The following is an 18,499-nucleotide window of genomic DNA, read 5'->3' as shown; positions in this document are numbered from 1 at the left end:
TGGAAAGTACCGCCACGCCCAGAAGTTGTCGCCGTGCGGTTCTTAGCCGGCTCCCCCGTTCGTCGCCGATGTGGACGGAAGATCCCCGCGCCGCCGTCCTGGGTCTCGACCGGTTCCGATTCCTTTGATCGTCCTTTCGTCCCTCGCGCGGTCCGGCCAGGGGGTTTACCCTGTGGCCCGGGCAGCACCGCGATCTTTCTCATCCGTGGCGGTGACGAGCCGATGGGATCGATGTGGAGAGGAATCGTGGCATGGCGGCGGCGATGGTTCCGCCGTTCCGCCTGACCCGTACGGTCGTCGTGGCGGCCGTGGTGCTCGTCCTCGCTTGCCTGTGGTTCGCCGTGGGGTTGCTGCACAAGACCCCGACCCTCCTCGGCTGGCTGCCGTTGCTCGTCGCGGTGCCACTGGCCGCCCGGGCCTCGTGGCGGGCGTCGGGCGAGGGTCGCAGCTATTGGCGGTACGCCTCGGCGGGCATCGTGCTGATCGGTCTGGGTGCGGGTTCCAACGCGTACGACTATCTGACCGGCGCCCAGCAGGGGCAGCACATCAGCGGCGTCACCGCGGCCGTGTACGTGACCGGCCTGGCCGTGTTCCTGCTGGGGCTGCTGCGGATTCCCGGCGCCCGGCGCTCGGGCATCGAGTGGACCCGGTTCGGCCTGGACATCGCGACCGTGCTGGTCACCGTCCTGACGTTCACCTGGCACCTCGCGTACCCGCGCTGGGAAAGTTGGCTGGGCGGTGGTTTCGCCGACTCGGCGTCGGTGCTGATCGTCCTGGCCGCGGGCGTGATCTGCATCTTCGCGTTCGTCAAGGTGGCCTTCACCGGCACCGGGCCGATCGACCGCCGGGCCCTGCACCTGCTGGCGCTGACCGGCGCGATCGGGGCCGGCGGCGGAGCGTTCGCGCCGCTGCTGGCCGACAAGCCGTACCTGAACACCGCGCACGTGCTGCTGCCGGCCTGCTGCCTGTGCCTCAGCCTGGCGGCCGACCGCCAGATCCGGGCGACCCAGGTCGGCCGTCCGCTGCCGCGCCCGCCTATGCGCCGGCTCAGCCACATGCCGTACGCGGCCGTGCTGGCCACCGGCGCGCTGCTGCTCTCGAGCGCGGTCGAGCGCTCGGCCGACCAGCTCGCGATCGCGATCGGCTCGGTCACCGTGACCCTGCTCGTCGCGACCCGGCAACTGGTCGCCCTGCGCGACAACAGCCGGCTGCTCGACGACCTGGACGCCCGGCAGCGCGAACTGGTCCATCAGGCCGGCCACGACGCCCTGACCGGGCTGGCCAACCGCACCGTGCTCACCCGGGAGATCACCGCGGCGCTGGCCGACGACCCGGCCGACGTGAGCGTCGCCCTGATCGACCTGGACGACTTCAAGGCGATCAACGACGACCTCGGCCACGCGGTCGGCGACGAACTGCTCACGGCCGTCGCGGCCACGATCGAGAACGAGCTCCCGGCCGGCGGCGTGGCGGCCCGGCTGGGCGGCGACGAGTACGCGCTGCTGCTGCGCGGCGACGCCGCCCGTACCCTGGGCGCCATCGCCTGCCGCCTGCGGCGCCCGGTGCGCGCGGGCGACCACGAGCTGGTCGTCGAGGCGAGCATCGGCCTGGCCCCGGCCCGCGAGGGCGACAGCGCCGACGAGATGCTGCGCCGCGCCGACGTGGCCATGTACGAGGCCAAGGGCCAGGGCAAGGGCCGCCAGGTCACGTACGCGACCGCGATGGACCAGCGCACCGCCGAGCAGTCCCGCCTCGCCGCCGACCTGCGGACCGCCCTCGACACCGAACAGCTCACGCTGCTCTACCAGCCGATCGTGACGATGCCGGGCGGCGAGTTGTTCGGCGTCGAGGCCCTGCTGCGCTGGCGGCACCCCGAACGCGGCCCGATCGGCCCCGACCTGTTCATCCCGGCCGCCGAACGCACCGGCCTGATCGTTCCGCTGGGCGCCTGGGTCCTCGAGGAGGCCTGCCGCCAGGCGGTGACCTGGCGCAGCGAGATGGGAGCGGCCGCCCCGACAACCGTCACGGTGAACGTGTCGGCCCGGCAGCTGCGCGAGGCCGGCTTCGCCGACGACGTGGCCGCGGTGCTGTGCCGCACCGGCCTGCCGCCCGAGGTGCTGACCGTGGAGGTCACCGAGACGGCGGTCTTCGACGGCGGCACCGCGCTGACCGAGCTGCGGGCGATCGCCGCGCTGGGCGTGAAGATCGCCCTGGACGACTTCGGCACCGGCCACTCGTCACTGGGCCTGCTGCGCACCTGCCCCGCCGACGTCCTGAAGGTCGACAAGTCGTTCGTCGACGACGTCACCGCCGGCGGCCCGCAGGCGGTGGTGGTGGCCGCGCTGATCGGCATCTGCGAGGGCCTCGGCCTGCGGGCGGTGGCCGAGGGCGTCGAGACCGCCGAGCAGGCAGCCGAGCTGCAGCGGCTGGGCTACCGCTACGCCCAGGGTTTCCACTACGGCCGGCCGATGCCGGCGGCGGCGGTGGCCGACTACCGACCGGCCGCAGCGGGGCGGCGGGTGGCGGCCTAGGCTTGGATCACCGGCCGGATCTGGAGCTCGTTGACGATCACGTGGGCCGGGCGGCTCACCAGGTGCACGATCGACGCGGCGACGTCAGCGCTGTCGAGGTTGCGCTGCCCGGCCATGACGCCCTCGAGGTTGGCCTGCAGCCCGGTGTCGCCGATGCTCCCGAACAACTCCGTCTCGGTGTAGCCGGGCTCGACGACGCTCACCCGTACTCCGTTCGCGCCCACCTCCTTCCGCAGCGCTCCGGAGAAGCCGTACACACCGAACTTCGTGGCGTTGTAGACGGCCGCGCCGGGAAAGGTCTCCCGCCCGCCGATCGACGAGATGTTGACGATGTCGCCCGCGCCGGCCTCGACGAGGTGCGGCAGCGCCGCGTGGGTGACCAGCATCAGCCCGAGCAGGTTGGTGTCCAGCGCCCGCCGCCAGACGGCGACGTCCGCCTCCAGCACCGGGCCCAGCGGCATGATGCCGGCCGCGTTGACCACCAGGTCGAGCCGGCCGAACTCGGCGACCGCGGCCGCCACGGCCGAGCGGACCGACCCCTCGTCGGTCACGTCGAGCGGGAGGGCGAGGTCGGCGTCGAGGCGGTCGGTGCGGCGGGCGCCGGCAGCGACCCGGACGCCCGCGTCGCGCAGGGCCCGTACCGTGGCCGCGCCGATGCCCGAGGAGGCGCCCGTGACCAGGGCGCGACGGTTCTTCATATTCATGACTCCGAGGCTGGGCCGGGTGCGGCATTTTCCCCAGGCCCGGTGGTTCCTGGGGGTCGCGGGGCCAGTTTTTCGCACGCCGCCCGGCCTATCGTGGTGTGATGACCGGTGATCTGGCGGAGTTCCTGCGAGCGCGACGCGCCCTGGTCGGGCCGGCGGCTGTGGGGCTGGTCGCGGGCGGCCGGCGGCACGTGCGCGGGCTGCGGCGCGAAGAGCTGGCCCTGGTCGCCGGCATCAGCGTCGACTACTACGTCCGGCTGGAACAGGGCCGCGACCGCAACCCGTCGCCCGAGGTGGTGGGCGCCCTGGCGCGGGCGCTGCAGCTCGACGGCGACGCCACCACGCACCTGCACCGGCTGGCCTCCGCGCCGGTGGCCCCACCGGTCGCCGGGTCCGGTGTCCGGCCCGCCGTGGCCCGCATCGTCGACGCCTCGCCGTGGCCCACCGTGCTGCTCGACCACACACTCACCGTCCTGCGCGCCAACGAGTTCGCGTGCCTGCTCAATCCCGGGCTGGCCGAGGGGCGCAACCTGGTCCGCGACGCTTTCCTCGACCCGGCGACGACCGGGTTGCACGTCGAGGACGAGGTGGTGAAGGCCGAGTGCGTGGCCGCGCTCCGGTCGGTGGCCGGGATCTTCCCGCACGACGAGGCCCTGCAACGCCTCGTCGGGGAGCTGTCGGTGCGCAGCGAGGAGTTCCGGGGGCTGTGGGCGCGGGCCGACGTCACCTATTGCCGCACCGGGCGCAAGCTCATGGACCACCCGGCCGTCGGCCGGCTGAGCCTCGACTACGAGACCCTCGACGTGGGCGACTCGAGCGGGCAGCGACTGCTGATCCACTCGGCCGAACCGGGCACGCCCGACGGCGACAAGCTCGCCCTGATCAGGCCAGGCCTCCCAGCACCGGGTCGCTGATACTTGCCCGGCCGTCCTCGAGGTGCCCGGCGAAGCGACGTTCGAGGCCCTCGGCGGCCACCGTGAGGTCGTACCAGCCGTGGGTCCTGGCGGTCGGACGCTTCTCGGTGTGCGTGGCTCCGGGCCGGACGGCCACGGTCGTGACCCGGCCGGTGTAGCGGTCGGTCACCTTGACCAGGGCACGGGCCGGGCCGGCGTTGCTGATCTCGAGCACGTCGTTCCGTACGCTCGCCTCGACCGTGGGCCGACCGGCACGTCCCGTGAACTGACGGTAGAAACCGTTGGGACCGCGGACCTCCAGGTCGTACGCCTGGGTGGTCGGCCACATGCCGGTCAGGCGCTTGCCGGGCTCGACCGTGTACGTGCGCGGCTCGTGGGCCGGGTCGGCTGAGTGCGCCTGGAACACCGCGGCGGCCCGGCCGGTGTTGCTGAACTCGACGGTGAAGCCGGCGGCCGACGCCTTGCCGTCGGCGTGCAACTCGTACGGCAGGGCCCGTGCCGGTCGTACGCCTCGCTCCTGTTTCGGAAGGCGGGCATCGGCCGGCGGCACCGGCACGTCGTCGGGCTGCCGGGTCAGGTCGGCCGGCTTGTACGGGGCCGTGCCGGGCAGGTCGGCGCGGCGACGGTTCGGGTTCTTGAAGTCGAACGCGCTCGTCAGGTCGCCCGCGACGGCCCGCCGCCACGGCGTGATGTTCGGTTCCCGGGTGCCGAAACGCCGCTCCAGGAAGCGGATCAGCGAGGTGTGGTCGAACAGTTCGGAGTTGACCCAGCCACCCCGCGTCCAGGGCGAGACCACGATCGTCGGCACACGCACCCCGAACCCGTACGGGCCGCCGGGATGGTTGGCGCTGCCGGGGAAAATCTCATTCGTGATCGGCACGGTCGAGCGGCCCGGGTCGGGGGTCGGCGGCACCAGGTGGTCGAAGAATCCACCCTCTTCGTCGTACGTGATGAAGAGCGCCATCCTGCTCCAGACCTCCGGGTTGGCGGCCAGGATGTCGATGACCTGCGAGACGTACCACTCGCCGTAGTGCGGGCCCCAGTTCGGGTGCTCGGTGTAGGCCTCGGGCGCGACGATCCAGCTGACCGCGGGCAGCCGCCCGTTCTCCACGTCCGCGCGGAAGTCCGTGAGCAGCTTCTGCGGGTCGCGGCCGAGCTGCGCGATCTCGGTGCCCCGCTTGGCCCGGTCGGCCAGCGGCGTGCCGGGCTGGGCGTTCTGGTACTGGTGGAAGTAGAGCAGTGAGTTGTCGCCGTAGTTGCCGATGAACGGGTCGCTGGTCCAGCCCCAGGATCCGGCGGCGGTCAGACCGATGCCGGTGTCCTGATAGATCTTCCACGGGACGCCGGCGCGCTCGAGCCGCTCCGGGTACGTCGTCCAGTCGTAGCCGGCCTCCGCGTTGTCGACGACCGGGCCGCCACCCCGGCCGTCGTTGCCGGCCCAGCCCGTCCACATGTGATACCGGTTGGGGTCGGTCGAGCCCATCAACGAGCAGAAGTAGTTGTCGCAGACCGTGAACGCATCGGCCAGGGCGAAGTGATACGGCAGGTCGGCCCGGGTGTGGTGGGTCATCGTCGGCACACCCTTGTTGGGCACCCACCGGTCGTACCGGCCGCCGTTCCACGCGTCGTGCGTGTCGTTCCAGCCGTGCGGCGGGTCGGGCAGGAATGTGTCGCCCATGTCCGGCACCTCGGGCCGGAACGGCAGCAGCTCGCCGTCGCCGTGGGGCTGATGCCAGACGCTGCGGCCCGACCTCAGGCGTACGGGATGAGGGTCGGCGAAGCCGCGGACGCCGCGCATCGTGCCGAAGTAGTGGTCGAACGACCGGTTCTCCTGCATCAGGAAGATGACGTGCTCGACGTCCTGGATGCTGCCGGTGCGGTTGTGTGCCGGGATGGCGAGCGCCTTGTCCAGGCTCGCGGGCATGGCCGACGCGACCGCCGGCATGCCCAGCATCTGCAGAAAGGTCCGGCGATCCAGCTCGGCCATCTCTCGCACCACCCATCGCTCACCGGTCGAAGACCTGCGGAACGCTAGCCAGGCGAGGTGACCCGGACATATACAGAAGCCGATTATCTATCGACGCCCGGCTGACGAGGTCGCCGGAGATCGGCCCGGTAGAACTTCGGTCTGGCGAATAAAAAGATCTCGATGGCTTGACTAAAGCTTCCGTTCTCCGAGGATGGTGCGATGGGACTCTTCCACCGAGTTGTCCTCGCTTCCACCGCGGTCCTCGCCGTCGTGTTCGCTGTGCCGTCGCCGGCCTCCGCGCACGGCACGCTCGCCATGTCGAACCCGGTCAGCGGTTCGACAGTGAGCTCGCCGCTCATGAGCGTGGAGCTGTTCTTCACCGAGAAGGTGCCGGACAACGCGTACTTCACCGTCACCGCACCCAACGGCGGCCGCGTCGACAACGGGTGGGAGCACGCCGGCCCGCGACCGCTGGACAAGCCGGTCACCGAGTACTTCATGGAGGGTGGGAAGTTCGAGCCCCGGCAGTACACGACCGGCTTCCCGGCCCGGGTGCGCATCGCCCACCTGCCGGTGACCGGGGAGTACAAGGTCGACTATCAGTCGAAGGCGTCGGACGGCGACAACGTGCACGGGACCGTGAACTTCAAGTACACCGGGCCGGTCACGCCGGCCCCGGCCGGGTGGACGCCACCGACCGATCAGGCTGATCCGGCGCTGACCGGCGGCGCCGCTTCTGTCGCGTCCAGCCCAGCGGCTGCTGCTCCACCGGCGGCGGCGCCGACGGAAGAGGATGGCGGCACCAACTGGCTCGGGTGGATCGGCGGGGTGGCGGCCTCCGTGGCCGCGGTGGCCGCGGTGGCCGGGGTTGTCGCCTGGCGCCGGCGTACGTCTGCCGGCGCCCCGCGAAAGGGCGGCGGGGCCAAGGGCGGTGCTGCGAAGGGCAGCACGGCGAAGAGTGGTGCTGCAAAGGCTCCCGGTTCGGTTCCCGTGGTGCCGATCGCGGTCGGCGCTGTCGTTGTGGCGCTGATCGGGGGTTACGCGCTGGGTCGCTCGACCGCCGCACCGCAGCCGACCGCGGCCGCGCCGAAGCCGGTGGCCCCCGCGGCTCAGCCCATGGGGGGACACCAGCACAGCGGCGGCGACGGTGGACCGGCCACAGTGGAGGCCGCCGGAACCACGGTCAGTGCGGGTGGCTACACCCTCCAGCCGGTGCGGCGCTCGCAGCCCGCGGGCCGCGCGGTCGACTACGCCTTCCGCATCGTCGGCGCCGACCGTCAGCCGGCCACCCGCTTCGCCGTCGTGCACGACAAGCCGCTGCACATGGTCGTCGCCGGCCGCGACCTGGCCGGCTTCCAGCACCTGCACCCCACGATGTCACCCGACGGCCTGTGGTCGGTGCCGCTGGCGCTGCCCCGCTCGGGCGCCTACCGCATCTTCGCCGACTTCACCGTGGCCACCGCCGACGGCGCCACCACCACCCCGCTGGTGCTGGGGGTCGACCATCACGTGCCCGGCGCCACCACCGAGACCGCATTGCCGCCCGCTGCGACCCAGGCCGAGGCCGGTCCGTTCACGGTCACCATGGAGGGCGCCCCCAAGGCCGGTTCGACCGTCCCGATCTCGTTCCGGGTCGCCCGCTCGGGCGCACCCGGCCCGGCGACGCTCGAACGCTATCTGGGCGCCTACGGGCATCTGGTCGTGCTGCGCGAGGGCGACCTCGGCTACGTCCACGTGCACCCCGACCCCGAACTGGCCGACGGCGCGATCCGCTTCAACGTCTCGGTGCCCGGCGCCGGCCGCTACCGCGCGTTCCTCGAGTTCCAGGTGGGGGGCAAGGTCGACCGGGCCGAGTTCACGCTGGATCTGACCTGACGGCGGCGGCCAGCCGCGGATCAGTCAGCAGCGTGACGTGGTTGGCCTCGATGCGCTCGCTGGTCAGCCGGGGCAGCGATGCCGCCGCCCGTTCCAGCGCCGCGTCGCTGAGAAAGGCCGCAGCTCCGTCGTGGGCTCCGTGGCTCGCCGCCAGCAGATGCACAGGCACGCTCATGTCCCGTACGGCCGGAAGGGTCGCCGCCCCGGTCAGGCTGTCGACCGCATCGGCGACCAGCCGCCGCCGGTCGAGCCGGGCCCGCCCGTTGCCGTCGAGCAGATAGGCGACCCACTCCCGCACCACCGGCCGCAGCTCGGGCCGTCCCCGCACGGCCTTGCCCTCGGCGACCGCCATGAACGCCTCCGCGCTCCGCCACCGCCGTCGCAGCAACAGCCCCTGCACAGTGAAGATCGCCCGCACGACCGGCCGTGACAGCAGGGGCGACGGATCGGGCGGCACGCCCCCGTCGGCCAGCACCACCTTGCGGACCCGTTCCCCCAGTCCCGCCGCCACCAGGGGCGCCAGAAACGCCCCCATCGAGTGCCCCACGAGGGTGACATCGCTCAGCCCGAGGTCGTCCGCGAGCGCCACCACCGCCGCGGCGTGCCCGGCCAAACCCGCCCCGGCGGAGGTGTGCAACGAGCTGCCCCGCCCGGGCAGATCCGGAGCCACCACCCGGTAGCACGGCACAGCCCCGGCGAGCGCCGCCCAGACCTGCGAGGTGCCGGTCAGCCCGTGCAGGGCCAGCACGGTCGCCGCCGCCCCCGGATGCCACTCGGCACAACTCAGCCCGGCCACCACCCGCCGTGCCGCGTGCTCGGTCATAGAGTGATCATCGCATCACTGCGCGTGAATCTCCCGTCCCCGGCCGGCAAGCTCCTGACGGTCAGTTGGCCCGGTCGACGGCGGCAGTGGCCAGGTCAACGAGGGCGGTTCGGACGAAGGGCGGAAGCGGGGCCGATTCCAGGGCGGTCATGGCGGTGTCGGCTCGGACCCGGATCATCTGTTCTATCTGGTCGAGGGCTCCCGTCTCGACGATGATGGCGCGCAGTTGTTCGGCGCCGGCGGCGTCCAGGTCGGGGTTGCCGAAGAGGGTGGCCAGCCGGGCCGCCTGGTCGCGGGAGGCGGCGGCGCGGGCCAGGGCCATCATCACCGTCGGCTTGCCCTCGCGCAGGTCGTCCAGGGTGGACTTGCCGGTGACGGTGGGGTCGCCGAAGACGCCCAGGACGTCGTCGCGCAGCTGGAACGCGTCGCCCAGGGGGTCGCCGAAGTCGGTGAACGCCGCGTACAACGGGCGGGGCGCGCCGGCCAGCCAGGCGCCGATCTGCAACGGCCGGGTCACCGTGTAGCGGGCCGACTTCATCCGGATCACGGTCAGCGCACTCGCCACCGAGCCGTCGCCCACCCCGGACACCAGGTCGAGGTACTGGCCGGCGATCACCTCGGTCCGCATGAGAGCGAACGCCGCGTAGCCCTGGTGGATCTGTTTCGGGGGCAGGCCGCACTCGTGGAACATCTGCTCGGCCCACGCCGCGCACAGGTCGCCGCAGAGCAGGGCCGTGTTGCGGCCGAAGGCCAGCGAGTCGCCGCGCCACGAACGCCGGTGGTGCACGGTGGCGAAGAAGCGGTGCATCGACGGCTGGCCGCGGCGCCGGTCGCTGCCGTCGATGATGTCGTCGTGGATGAGCGCGAACGCGTGGAACAGCTCCAGCGCCGCCGCCGCGTTGACGACCTCGTCGCAGTCCTCGCCGCCGCCGCCGCGCCAGCCCCAATAGCAGAACGTCGGCCGCAGCCTCTTGCCGCCGGCCAGCACGAACCGGCGCAGGCTGTCGAGCGCGCCGCGAGGGGCGCCGTCGGGCCAGGCCGGGTCCTGCCGGTCGATGAAGGACGCGAGCGCGGTGTCGAAGCGCTGCCGCAGGTCGGCGGCGGCCGGCGGGCGGGTCGCCTCGAGTGTCATGACAAACCCGCCAGACCGAGCAACAGGGCCTTGACCTCGGTGGCCTCAATCCTCATCCGTACGGCGGAAGGGTCGGAGCACAGCAGCACCGGAGCGTCCGCCGCGTCGTCGGGCAGCCGCCCGTGCGAGCCGCGGATGGCCCGCGCTCCCGCGTCGAGGCCGACCGGGTTCATCACGTAGCGCAGCCCCAGCTTCTTGCGGGCCACGGCCGTGATCGCCCGGCGCTTGGCCGCCGCCGGGTCCGCCGGGTCGAAGAGCAGCTCGGCCGGGTCGTACCCGGGCTTTCGATGGATCTCGACCGAGCGCGCGAAGTCCGGCGCCCGCGCGTCGTCCAGCCAGTAGTAGTAGGTGAACCAGGCGTCCGGATCGGCGACGAGCACGAGTTCCCCGGCCCGGTCGTGGTTCAGGCCGTACTCGGTCTTGCCGGTCTCGTCCAGCACCTCGGCCACGCCCGGCAGCGCCTCGCACAACTTGGTCACGGCGGCCACATCGGCCGGGTCGCGGACGTAGACGTGGGCCACCTGGTGGTCGGCCACAGCGAAGGCCCGCGACACCCAAGGGTCGAGGTATTCCATCCCGTCCTGGGTGTAGACCTCGAGGAGGCCCTCGGCCCGCAGCATCCGGTTGATGTCGACCGGCTTGCTGACGTCGGTGATCCCGTACTCGGACAGCGCGACCACCGTGACATCCGTCCGGTCGAGCAGCGGCGCCAGCACCTCGTCGAGGGCCGCGGCCGCCGCGGCCGCCTGGGGCGACGACGGCCCGTACCGCTGAAGGTCGTAGTCGAGGTGCGGGATGTAGACCAGGGTGAGGTCGGGCCGGCGGGTGTCGAGCAGGTGCAGGGACGCGTTCACGATCCACTGCGAAGAGGGCATGCCAGCGCCCGGCCCCCAGTAGGTGAAGAGCGGAAACGTCGGCAGCTCGTCGTGCAGCTCGGGCGGGTACGTGTAGCAGTCCGGCTCCTTCCGGCCGTCCGCCCGGTAGATCGGGCGTGGGGTGATGGTCCAGTCGACCTGCGCGCCCATCGCGTACCACCAGCAGACGTTGGCCACGGTGTAGCCGGGCGCGACCTTGCGGGCCGCGTCCCAGATCTTCTCGCCGCCGACCAGCGCGTTGTGCTGCCGCCAGAGGAACACCTCGCCCAGCTCGCGGAAGTACCAGCCGTTGCCGACGATCCCGTGCCCGGACGGCAGATCGCCGGTGAGGAAGGTGGACTGCGCGGAGCAGGTGACCGCCGGCAGCACCGTGCCGAGCTGAGCCTGGAAGCCGCGGGACGCCAGCGCCCGCAGGCGGGGCATGTGTTCGAGGAGCCGCGGCGTGAGCCCGACGACGTCCAGCACCAGCAACTGTGTCATCGCGCGCTCACCTCCGCCGCCAGCAGGTCGCGGGCGAAGGCCAGCTCGGCCGCGATCCCGTCCACCAGCCCCGCTGCATCGGTCGGTCGCTGGGACACCGGCAACACCCCCCAGGTGTACGTTTCGACGTCGTAGTGCTCGCAGTCGGTGCGGGCGAGCAGTTCGTGGATGGCGTTGCGCAGCACCGGAACCGTCGAGCTCAACGGCGGTTCGGGCAGCGCGTGCAGCGGTACGTGGTAATGGATGCGCCACGGCCCGGGCAGCTGCTCCCGCAGCGCCAGGTCGAGGTCGTCGGTCGCCCCGCCGAGCGAGGTGCGCGTCTGGTGCAGGAAGCGCGGTTCCACGTACGCCCGCAGCACCTCGGACGCGGCCACCGGATCATCCGCCTGCAGAGCCGCCGACACCTGCACCTTCACCACCGGCACCCCGGCCGCCGCCAGCCGGTCGAGCGCCTGCGCCGGCTGCTCCCACGCGCACGCCAGGTGGGCCAGGTCGAGGCAGACGCCCAGCCACCGGGTGTCCACATTCTTCAGCAGATCGGCGGCCTGGGTGGTGTTCTCGATGACGCAGCCCGGCTCCGGCTCGAAGCCGACCCGGATCGTCCGCCCGGTCTCCCCGGCGATCTTCTCGAGCCCGTGCGCGAGCTCGTCGAGGTGCTGCCGGGCGACCGACTCACGGGACTCCTCCCAGGGGGTGCGCCAGGCCAGCGGCAGCGTCGAGATCGATCCGTACGCCGCCGTCTCCGGCATCAGATCGCTGAGCACCCGGGCCAGGTCGAGCGTGTAGTCGAGGCGGTCGCGCGAGGTCCAGTCCGGGTAGTAGACCGCGTGCTTGACCACCGGCGCCTGGAACGCCTCGTACGGGAATCCGTTGAGGGTGACCACCTCCAGCCCGCGCGCGTCGAGTTCGGCCCGCAGGCCCCGGCGCAGCGCCGGGTCGTCGGCCAGGGCGGCGGCGACCGGTGCGGCCAGCCACAGCCCGAGCCCGAGAACGTCGGCCCCGAGCCGTTGCCGGATCGGCCCGGCGTACGTGTCGAGCTGCTCGACGATCCCGGCCAGGTCCTCGGCCGGGTGCACGTTGGTGCAGTAGCTCAGATGCATCAGCTGCCTCCGCGCAGGATCGAGTTGCCGGCGAACGTGGCCCCGGTCTCGGCGAGGTCCGTGAGGTCGAGCCGCCCCGACTGCCCGTAGAACTCGACCGGGTTGCGCCACAGCACCCGGTCGACGTCGTCCTTGTCGAAGCCGCCGGCCAGCATCGCCTCGGCCGTGCGCACGGTGAGCAGCGGATCCGACTTGCCCCAGTCGGCCGCCGAGTTGACCAGCACGCGCTCGACGCCGTACTCGCGCAGGATCGCCACCATCCGGTCCGGTGACATCTTCGTGTCGGGATAGATGGAGAAACCGGCCCACAGCCCCGCTTCCAGGGCGGCGGCCACGGTCACCTCGTTGAGGTGGTCGAGCAGCACCCGGCCCGGGTCGATGCCCGACTCCTGCACCACGTCGATGCTGCGCCTGGTGCCGCGCGCCTTGTCCCGGTGCGGGGTGTGCACCAGCGCCGGCAGCTCGTGATCGAGGGCCAGGGCCAGCTGCGCCGCGAACACCTCGTCCTCGGCCGGCGTCATCGAGTCGTACCCGATCTCGCCCACCGCCACCACGCCGTCCTTGGCCAGATAGCGCGGCAGCAGGTCGAGCACCGGACGGCAGCGCGGATCGTTGGCCTCCTTGGGGTTCAGCGCGATCGTGGCGTGGTGCCGGATGCCGAACTGCGAGGCGCGGAACGGCTCCCAGCCGATCAGCGAGTCGAAGTAGTCGGTGAACGAGCCCGGGTTGGTGCGCGGCTGGCCGAGCCAGAACGCCGGCTCCACCACGGCCCGCACCCCGGCCTCGGCCATCCGCTGGTAGTCGTCGGTGGTGCGCGACGTCATGTGGATGTGCGGATCGAAGATGCGCATCAGTCCTCCTGGAGCCGATCGAGCAGGGCGGTCGCGTCGGGCGGCATGTCGCGGCCCGCGGCGTGACGTTCGTGGGCGAAGGCGCGCAGCATCGCGCCCAGTTCGGAGTCGGCGCGCTCGTGCAGCCGGTGCACGCTGCTCAGCGGTACGCCCATGAACACGCACTTGAGCACGGCCTGGCGCCACGCCTCTTGGCTGAGCCGGTCCGCGTACGGTCCCAGCGCCGCCGCCACCAGCCGGGTGTCGTTGGTGCGCAGCGCGTCCTCGAGCAGCGGAACGGCGCTGTCACCGATCGGCAGCAGCGGCAGCGCCTTCAGCACGGCCAGTTTCTCGGCCGTGTCCCCGTACCGGTAGATCTCGTGGATCTCGGCCGGCGGCACCGCAGCCAGCATCAGCGCCCGGGCCGCCTCGTCGGTCGCCCACCCCTCGGTGAGCGGCTCACGTCCGTAGCGACGGACCGCCGCCGGGAACAGGGCCGGCACGTCGGCCGGCTGGAAATCGTCGACCTTCAGGAAGGTGCGTAGCTCGTCCAAGGTGGTCATCCACGATCTCCTGCCTCTTTGGCCGCGTTACGCAGGAAGTCCAGGGACTGCGCGGCGATCGTCGGCGCCGCGTGCGAGTGGCGGGGTAGTTCGACCGAGACGAGCCCGTGGTAATTCGCTTCGAGCGCCGCGAGCACGGGCGGGAAGTCGATCTCACCGGCGCCGAACTCGAGATGCTCGTGCACCCCGCGCCGCATGTCGTCGATCTGCACGTTGACGAGGTGATCGGCCACCGCCATCACACAGTTGGCCACCGACAGATCTTCGAGGCAGCGACAGTGTCCGATGTCGAGGGTGATGCCGAAGTTGGCCGGCTTCTGGAGGTCGTCGTACAGCCGGCGCCAGTCCGCGATGTCGTTGACGAGCATGCCCGGCTCCGGCTCGAAGCCCAGCGTGACCTGGTTGGCGGCGGCGAAATCGACGATCTGCCGCGTCCCGTCGACAAGCCGCTCCCAACGCTCCGGCGCCCCGATCCCAGCCCAGAAGGAGACGGCCTCGGCGCCCAGGTCAGCTCCCACCCGCACCGCCCGGCGCAGGTATTCGAGACGCTTCTCCGGGTCGTCGTCCATCAGGGTGGGGGAGTGCTTGCGCCACGGGTCGAGCAGGTAGCGGGCGCCGGTCTCGATGACCACGGCCAGGTTTCGCCGGCTGAGCTCGGCCGCGACCTCGGCGGTGCGGCGGGCCAGGTCGTGGCCGAACGGATCGAGGTGGTTGGTGTCGAGGGTGAGCGCGACGCCGTCGTAGCCGAGGTCGGCGATGACGGCGAAGGCCTCGGACAGGCGGTGGTTGGTGAAACCGTTCGTGCCGTAACCGAATCTCATGTGGGCGACACCTTTCGCGCCAGGCGCCGGGCGAGCGGCGCGACGAGAGCGAGTCCGAGGCCGTACGCGGCGGAGCCGGACTTGGCGGTCAGAGCGCCCTGCAGTTGCGGCAGGTCGGTGATGCCCGCGCCTACTGCCGCCCGGATGCGGCCCGCGGAGGGGTCGGCGGCCGCGCGGAGCTGGGCGCGGCCGTATCCGGCGAGGTACCAGGCGGCCAGCGCCCCGGTGGCGAGGGCTCGGGCGTTATCCACAGTTCGGCGTTGTCCACAGGGGGCTGCGCGAAACCGACCGTTCTCGGGCGATAATGGCTGAGGGGGCTCCCCCTTGGGAGGGTGGGCTCCGTGGTGGGCTCGACTGTGATCAACTTTGGTCCGACCGGCGCGTGACGCCGCCACAGTGACAACGGCGGCCAGGCTTGCCGTGCCGGCGAGCGTGCTCAACGGCAGCGCAGGCGTGGCCCCCGACACCTCGTGCCGCGACAGCGCGGTCACCGTGTAGGTGTGAGCCGCCACCGTGAGCGCCGAAGGCAACGCCCGCCTCACGTCGCCGCCGGTCGCCCCGAGCAGCACGTCCAGCCCCCGGCAGACTGCCATCATCGGCGGCCCGGCGGCCGTGTTCTTCGCCCAGAGGTCGTACACCCACACCGCACCAGCCAGTGGCACGGCGACCGCTGCGGCCCGTTTTCCACCGGCCAGCGCCGCTATCCCGACACCGGCCGCGGTCAGCCCGGCCGCCGCGAGCAGGGCCTGTGCCGGCTTCACCCGGCCGGACGGGATCGGCCGCTGGGGCCGTTCCAGGGCGTCCAGCTCACGGTCGGCCCAGTCGTTGGCGGCCATCCCACCCCAGTAGAGACACACTGACGCCGCTGCCAGCCCCGGCGTCGACCGGCGCATCCCGCCGGCCGCAGCCGCCCCAGCCACCGTGTCGCCGGGGACGGACAGGGCGGCCGGCGCCCGGACCAGCTCGGCCAGGTCACGCAGGCGCATGGAGCCCCCGTACGAAGCCGACCAGCGCCGCCCACTGCTCGGCCAGCGCGTGCGGCACCTCGCCGATCGGATCCTTGAAGAAGAACGCCAGGTCGGTCAGCGCACCGCCCCGGCCGGCGGCGTGCGCGGCCGCGGTGAGCCGGGCCAGGTCGAGCACCAGCGGCGCGGCCAGGGCCGAGTCGCAGCCGTGCCACGAGAACTCCATCCGCATCTGGGTGCCGAGGAAGCCGCTGAACGTGATCAGGTCCCATGCGGTCTTGAAGTCGCCGATGTCGTCGACGTACTCGATGTGGCTGGTGCCCTGCGGCTGGTAGCCGAGGGTCTCGGCCAGCACCCGCTGCTTGCTGGTGGCCTTGGCGGCGTTGGCGGCCGGGTCGGCCAGGTTGGCGCCGTCGCCGCCGCCCAGCAAGTTCGTGCCGGACCAGGTGCGTACGCGCAGATGCCGCATCGCGAACATGGGCGCCAGCACCGATTTGACCAGGGTCTCGCCGGTCTTGCCGTCGTGACCCGCGTACGGCAGCCCTTCCCGGTCGGCCAGCTCGCGCAGGGCCGGCAGCCGGGCGCCGGTCGAGGGCGTGAAGTCCACGTAGGAGCAGCCCGCGGTGAAGGCGGCGTAGGCGTAGAGCGAGCTCGGCGGCAGCACCTGCCCGCCGGTCGCCAGGGCCGTCTCGAGCGCGGCCAGCGTCTCGTGCTCCGGCCCGGCCGGGAAGATCGGCTCAGTGGACGAGACGTTGACGACCACGACCCGTTCCAGGCCGCGCCGCCGCCGGAAGTCGTCGATGTCCTGGGCGATCAGCCGTGCGACCTCGAGCTGGGTCTCGGCCGACGGGACGGGCCGCAGCTCGCGCTGCAGCCCGGCCAGCTGGTCGGCCACGGCCGCCGCCGGGCGTGCGGGAAGCACGCCGGCGGCGACCAGGTTCTCGACCTTCTTCTCGAGGGTGATGTCGCTGATGTCGTGCCCGCCGAAGGCCAGCTCGGCCAGGCCCGGCAGGGCCGGGCCGGCCAGCTCCGGCAGTTCGGTGACGCAACCGAGCGGCTCGGCGAGCCCGGCGCGTAGTGCGGTGGCCCCGACCATGCTGGTCACTGCCACAGATCCTCGTGCTCCGATCAACCACACGCCGGTCGTCATCCGAACCCCTTTCGGTTGGTGCTAGTTGCCGTAGACCTCGAAGGTGAAAAGGGAGTAACCCCACTGGGTGGCCCGGGTGGTGCCGAGCACCCTGACGTACCGGGCCTGTGCGTTGAGCCCGGTGAGATCGTCCTCGCCGCCGTTGCCCCCGGTCACCGACCGCGCGGTGGTCCAGGTGCTGCCGTTGGCCGAGGTCTGGATCTGGTACGCCGACCCGTAGGCGGCCTCCCAGAGAAGGCGTACGCGGGAGATGTTGTAGGTCGCGCCCAGGTCGACCTGGACCCACTGCGGGTCGCCGAACGCGCTCGACCAGCGGGTGCTCGTCGAAGCGTCCACCGCGTTGGCGGCCGGGTAGCCGGCATTCTCGACACTGGAGGCCGTGGCTGCCTTGCCCTGGGCCAGGTTCGTCACCGGCGGCTGCCCGGTGAGCTCCTTGACCCGGATGTTGCGGAACGCTGCCTGGTCGCCGGCGCCGTGGTTCTGGATGCCGATGTAGCCGTCCAGGTTGCGCGCCGGGTCGGTGTTGGTGAAGTCGTTGACCAGCTTGCCGTTCAGGTAGACCCGGATGCGCTGACCCTCGACGAGCAGCTCGTAGCTGTTCCACTCGCCGGCCGGGTTGAGCGCGGCGTCGCGGGCGGCGACGTCGGCCGACTTGAACGTGTAGATGGCGCCGGTGGTGCGGTCGACCGCGTCGGTGGCGTCGATCTGCACCTCGTAGCCCTGGTTGACGGCCACCCACGGGTCGTTGTTCGGGTTGGGGAAGCCGACGAAGATGCCCGAGTTGCTGTCGCCGGTGAGCCGCCAGTCGGCCTTCAGCGAGTACGACGTGAACTGCTTGGCCGAGTACCAGTAGAGACCCATGCCGCCGGTCGAGCTCAGCGTGGCGTCGCTGTTGGTGAAGCTGCCCGGCCCGGCCTGCGTCCAGCCGGTGGTGCTGCCGTTGTAGATCGCGGTGTAGCCGGTCTCGGGCCGGCAGTCGGCCTTGGCCCGGTTGGCCGCGTAGCGGATGCCGCCCAGCAGGTGGCTGCGGAAGTTCGCTTCGGCGTACGAGGCCTGGGTGTGCCCGAAGCCGGTGTACCAGGACCGTCCGCTGTCGACGGTCTTGCACCACGAGATCGGGTGGTCGGCGCCCATGTTGCCGCCGGAGTACGTCGACTCGTCCAGCGTGGCCAGCACGGCGGCGCCGCTGCGGGGGTTGGTCCGGTAGTTGTAGAGCTCGTCGCTGCGCGTCCACGACTGGGGCAGGTGCGCGCTGCTCGGGTGCGCCCGGTTCTGCACCCGGGCGGTGACCGTCTGGATCGCCGGGTGCGAGTCGAAGTACGCGCCGACGAGGTTGCCGTAGAAGGGCCAGTCGTACTCGGTGTCGGCTGCCGCGTGCACCCCGGCATACCCTCCGCCACCCCGCACGTACGACTCGAAGGCCGTTTGCTGCGTGGCGTTGAGCACGTCGCCGGTGGTGTTGAGGAAGACCACCGTCTCGTACTGGGCCAGGTTGGCCGTCGTGAACGCGCCGGCGTCCTCGGTGGCGGTGACCGTGAAGTTGTTGGCCGCGCCCAGATCCCGGATCGTCTGGATGCCGACCGGAATCGCGTCGTGCCGGAATCCGGCTGTCTTGGAGAAGACCAATACGTCGTACGGGGCGTCCGCGGCGGCTGCCGGGGACGCGGTGAACGTGCAGGCGGCGAGGGCGACCAGGGTCGCCGTGCCGGCTATCAGCTTGCGCATGAAACCTCCTGTGCTCGGGGAGAGTGGGCGCCCGCTTGGGGG

The 18,499-nt window shown here is 71.8% G+C and carries 15 protein-coding genes; 3 read left to right on the top strand and 12 right to left on the bottom strand.

The genetic code is table 11. The features are described 5' to 3' along the window. Positions 1–251 precede the first annotated feature (251 nt). The gene (locus KXC43_RS39735; protein ID WP_221381413.1) at positions 252–2,531 is read left to right on the top strand and encodes a putative bifunctional diguanylate cyclase/phosphodiesterase; all 2,280 of its coding nucleotides are present in this window, start codon (positions 252–254) and stop codon (positions 2,529–2,531) included. On the opposite strand, the gene KXC43_RS39730 is transcribed toward KXC43_RS39735, so the two are convergent. Then, positions 2,528–3,235: an SDR family oxidoreductase gene (locus KXC43_RS39730; protein WP_221381412.1), complete on the bottom strand. Its 708-nt coding sequence runs from the start codon at positions 3,233–3,235 to the stop codon at positions 2,528–2,530. The genes KXC43_RS39735 and KXC43_RS39730 overlap by 4 nt on opposite strands. A 101-nt stretch (positions 3,236–3,336) precedes the next feature. Between KXC43_RS39730 and KXC43_RS39725 the strand changes: the two genes are divergently transcribed. Then, positions 3,337–4,149: a helix-turn-helix domain-containing protein gene (locus KXC43_RS39725; RefSeq protein WP_221381411.1), complete on the top strand. Its 813-nt coding sequence runs from the start codon at positions 3,337–3,339 to the stop codon at positions 4,147–4,149. On the opposite strand, the gene KXC43_RS39720 is transcribed toward KXC43_RS39725, so the two are convergent. Then, positions 4,118–6,136 carry a phosphocholine-specific phospholipase C gene (locus KXC43_RS39720; RefSeq protein ID WP_221381410.1) on the bottom strand — a complete coding sequence of 673 codons (2,019 nt, stop codon included), beginning with the start codon at positions 6,134–6,136 and terminating at the stop codon, positions 4,118–4,120. The two genes, KXC43_RS39725 and KXC43_RS39720, sit on opposite strands and share 32 nt — an antisense overlap. A gap of 201 nt (positions 6,137–6,337) precedes the next feature. Here KXC43_RS39720 and KXC43_RS39715 point away from each other — a divergent pair, with 201 nt between their 5' ends. Then, a complete protein-coding gene (locus KXC43_RS39715) occupies positions 6,338–7,993 on the top strand; it encodes a copper resistance CopC family protein (RefSeq protein WP_221381409.1) in 1,656 nt (551 codons plus the stop codon). Here KXC43_RS39715 and KXC43_RS39710 read toward each other — a convergent pair. From KXC43_RS39710 to KXC43_RS39665, 10 genes are all read right to left on the bottom strand, one after another. After that, positions 7,974–8,816: an alpha/beta fold hydrolase gene (locus tag KXC43_RS39710; RefSeq protein WP_221381408.1), complete on the bottom strand. Its 843-nt coding sequence runs from the start codon at positions 8,814–8,816 to the stop codon at positions 7,974–7,976. The genes KXC43_RS39715 and KXC43_RS39710 overlap by 20 nt on opposite strands. A gap of 61 nt (positions 8,817–8,877) precedes the next feature. After that, the gene (locus tag KXC43_RS39705) at positions 8,878–9,948 is read right to left on the bottom strand and encodes a polyprenyl synthetase family protein (protein WP_221381407.1); all 1,071 of its coding nucleotides are present in this window, start codon (positions 9,946–9,948) and stop codon (positions 8,878–8,880) included. Next, complete coding sequence (locus tag KXC43_RS39700; RefSeq protein ID WP_221381406.1) at positions 9,945–11,303, bottom strand: alkaline phosphatase family protein; 1,359 nt, start codon at positions 11,301–11,303, stop codon at positions 9,945–9,947. Before KXC43_RS39700 ends, KXC43_RS39705 begins: the two co-directional genes overlap by 4 nt. After that, positions 11,300–12,403 (bottom strand): metabolite traffic protein EboE, encoded by a 1,104-nt coding sequence (eboE, locus tag KXC43_RS39695; RefSeq protein ID WP_221381405.1) that lies wholly within the window; start codon positions 12,401–12,403, stop codon positions 11,300–11,302. The genes KXC43_RS39700 and eboE overlap by 4 nt, the downstream gene beginning before the upstream one ends. Then, positions 12,403–13,254, bottom strand: a complete 852-nt coding sequence (locus tag KXC43_RS39690) for a TatD family hydrolase (protein WP_221381404.1) — start codon at positions 13,252–13,254, stop codon at positions 12,403–12,405. Before KXC43_RS39690 ends, eboE begins: the two co-directional genes overlap by 1 nt. Further along, the gene (locus KXC43_RS39685; protein ID WP_221381403.1) at positions 13,254–13,796 is read right to left on the bottom strand and encodes an EboA domain-containing protein; all 543 of its coding nucleotides are present in this window, start codon (positions 13,794–13,796) and stop codon (positions 13,254–13,256) included. Before KXC43_RS39685 ends, KXC43_RS39690 begins: the two co-directional genes overlap by 1 nt. After that, on the bottom strand, positions 13,793–14,617 hold the full coding sequence (locus tag KXC43_RS39680) for a sugar phosphate isomerase/epimerase family protein (protein ID WP_221381402.1): 825 nt from the start codon (positions 14,615–14,617) through the stop codon (positions 13,793–13,795). Before KXC43_RS39680 ends, KXC43_RS39685 begins: the two co-directional genes overlap by 4 nt. Then, positions 14,614–15,603 (bottom strand): SCO3242 family prenyltransferase, encoded by a 990-nt coding sequence (locus KXC43_RS39675; protein WP_221381401.1) that lies wholly within the window; start codon positions 15,601–15,603, stop codon positions 14,614–14,616. The genes KXC43_RS39680 and KXC43_RS39675 overlap by 4 nt, the downstream gene beginning before the upstream one ends. Continuing rightward, positions 15,590–16,732, bottom strand: coding sequence for an inositol-3-phosphate synthase (locus KXC43_RS39670; protein WP_221381400.1), 1,143 nt, complete (start codon positions 16,730–16,732; stop codon positions 15,590–15,592). The genes KXC43_RS39675 and KXC43_RS39670 overlap by 14 nt, the downstream gene beginning before the upstream one ends. 21 nt (positions 16,733–16,753) lie before the next feature. Then, complete coding sequence (locus tag KXC43_RS39665; RefSeq protein WP_221381399.1) at positions 16,754–18,457, bottom strand: ThuA domain-containing protein; 1,704 nt, start codon at positions 18,455–18,457, stop codon at positions 16,754–16,756. Between the last annotated feature and the right edge of the window lie 42 nt (positions 18,458–18,499).

The sequence above is a fragment of the Paractinoplanes polyasparticus genome (assembly GCF_019710575.1).
Classification (GTDB): Bacteria; Actinomycetota; Actinomycetes; order Mycobacteriales; family Micromonosporaceae; genus Actinoplanes; species Actinoplanes polyasparticus.
The sequence above is the reverse complement of the archived record's forward strand: the minus strand, read 5'-3'. Positions and strand labels throughout refer to the sequence as shown.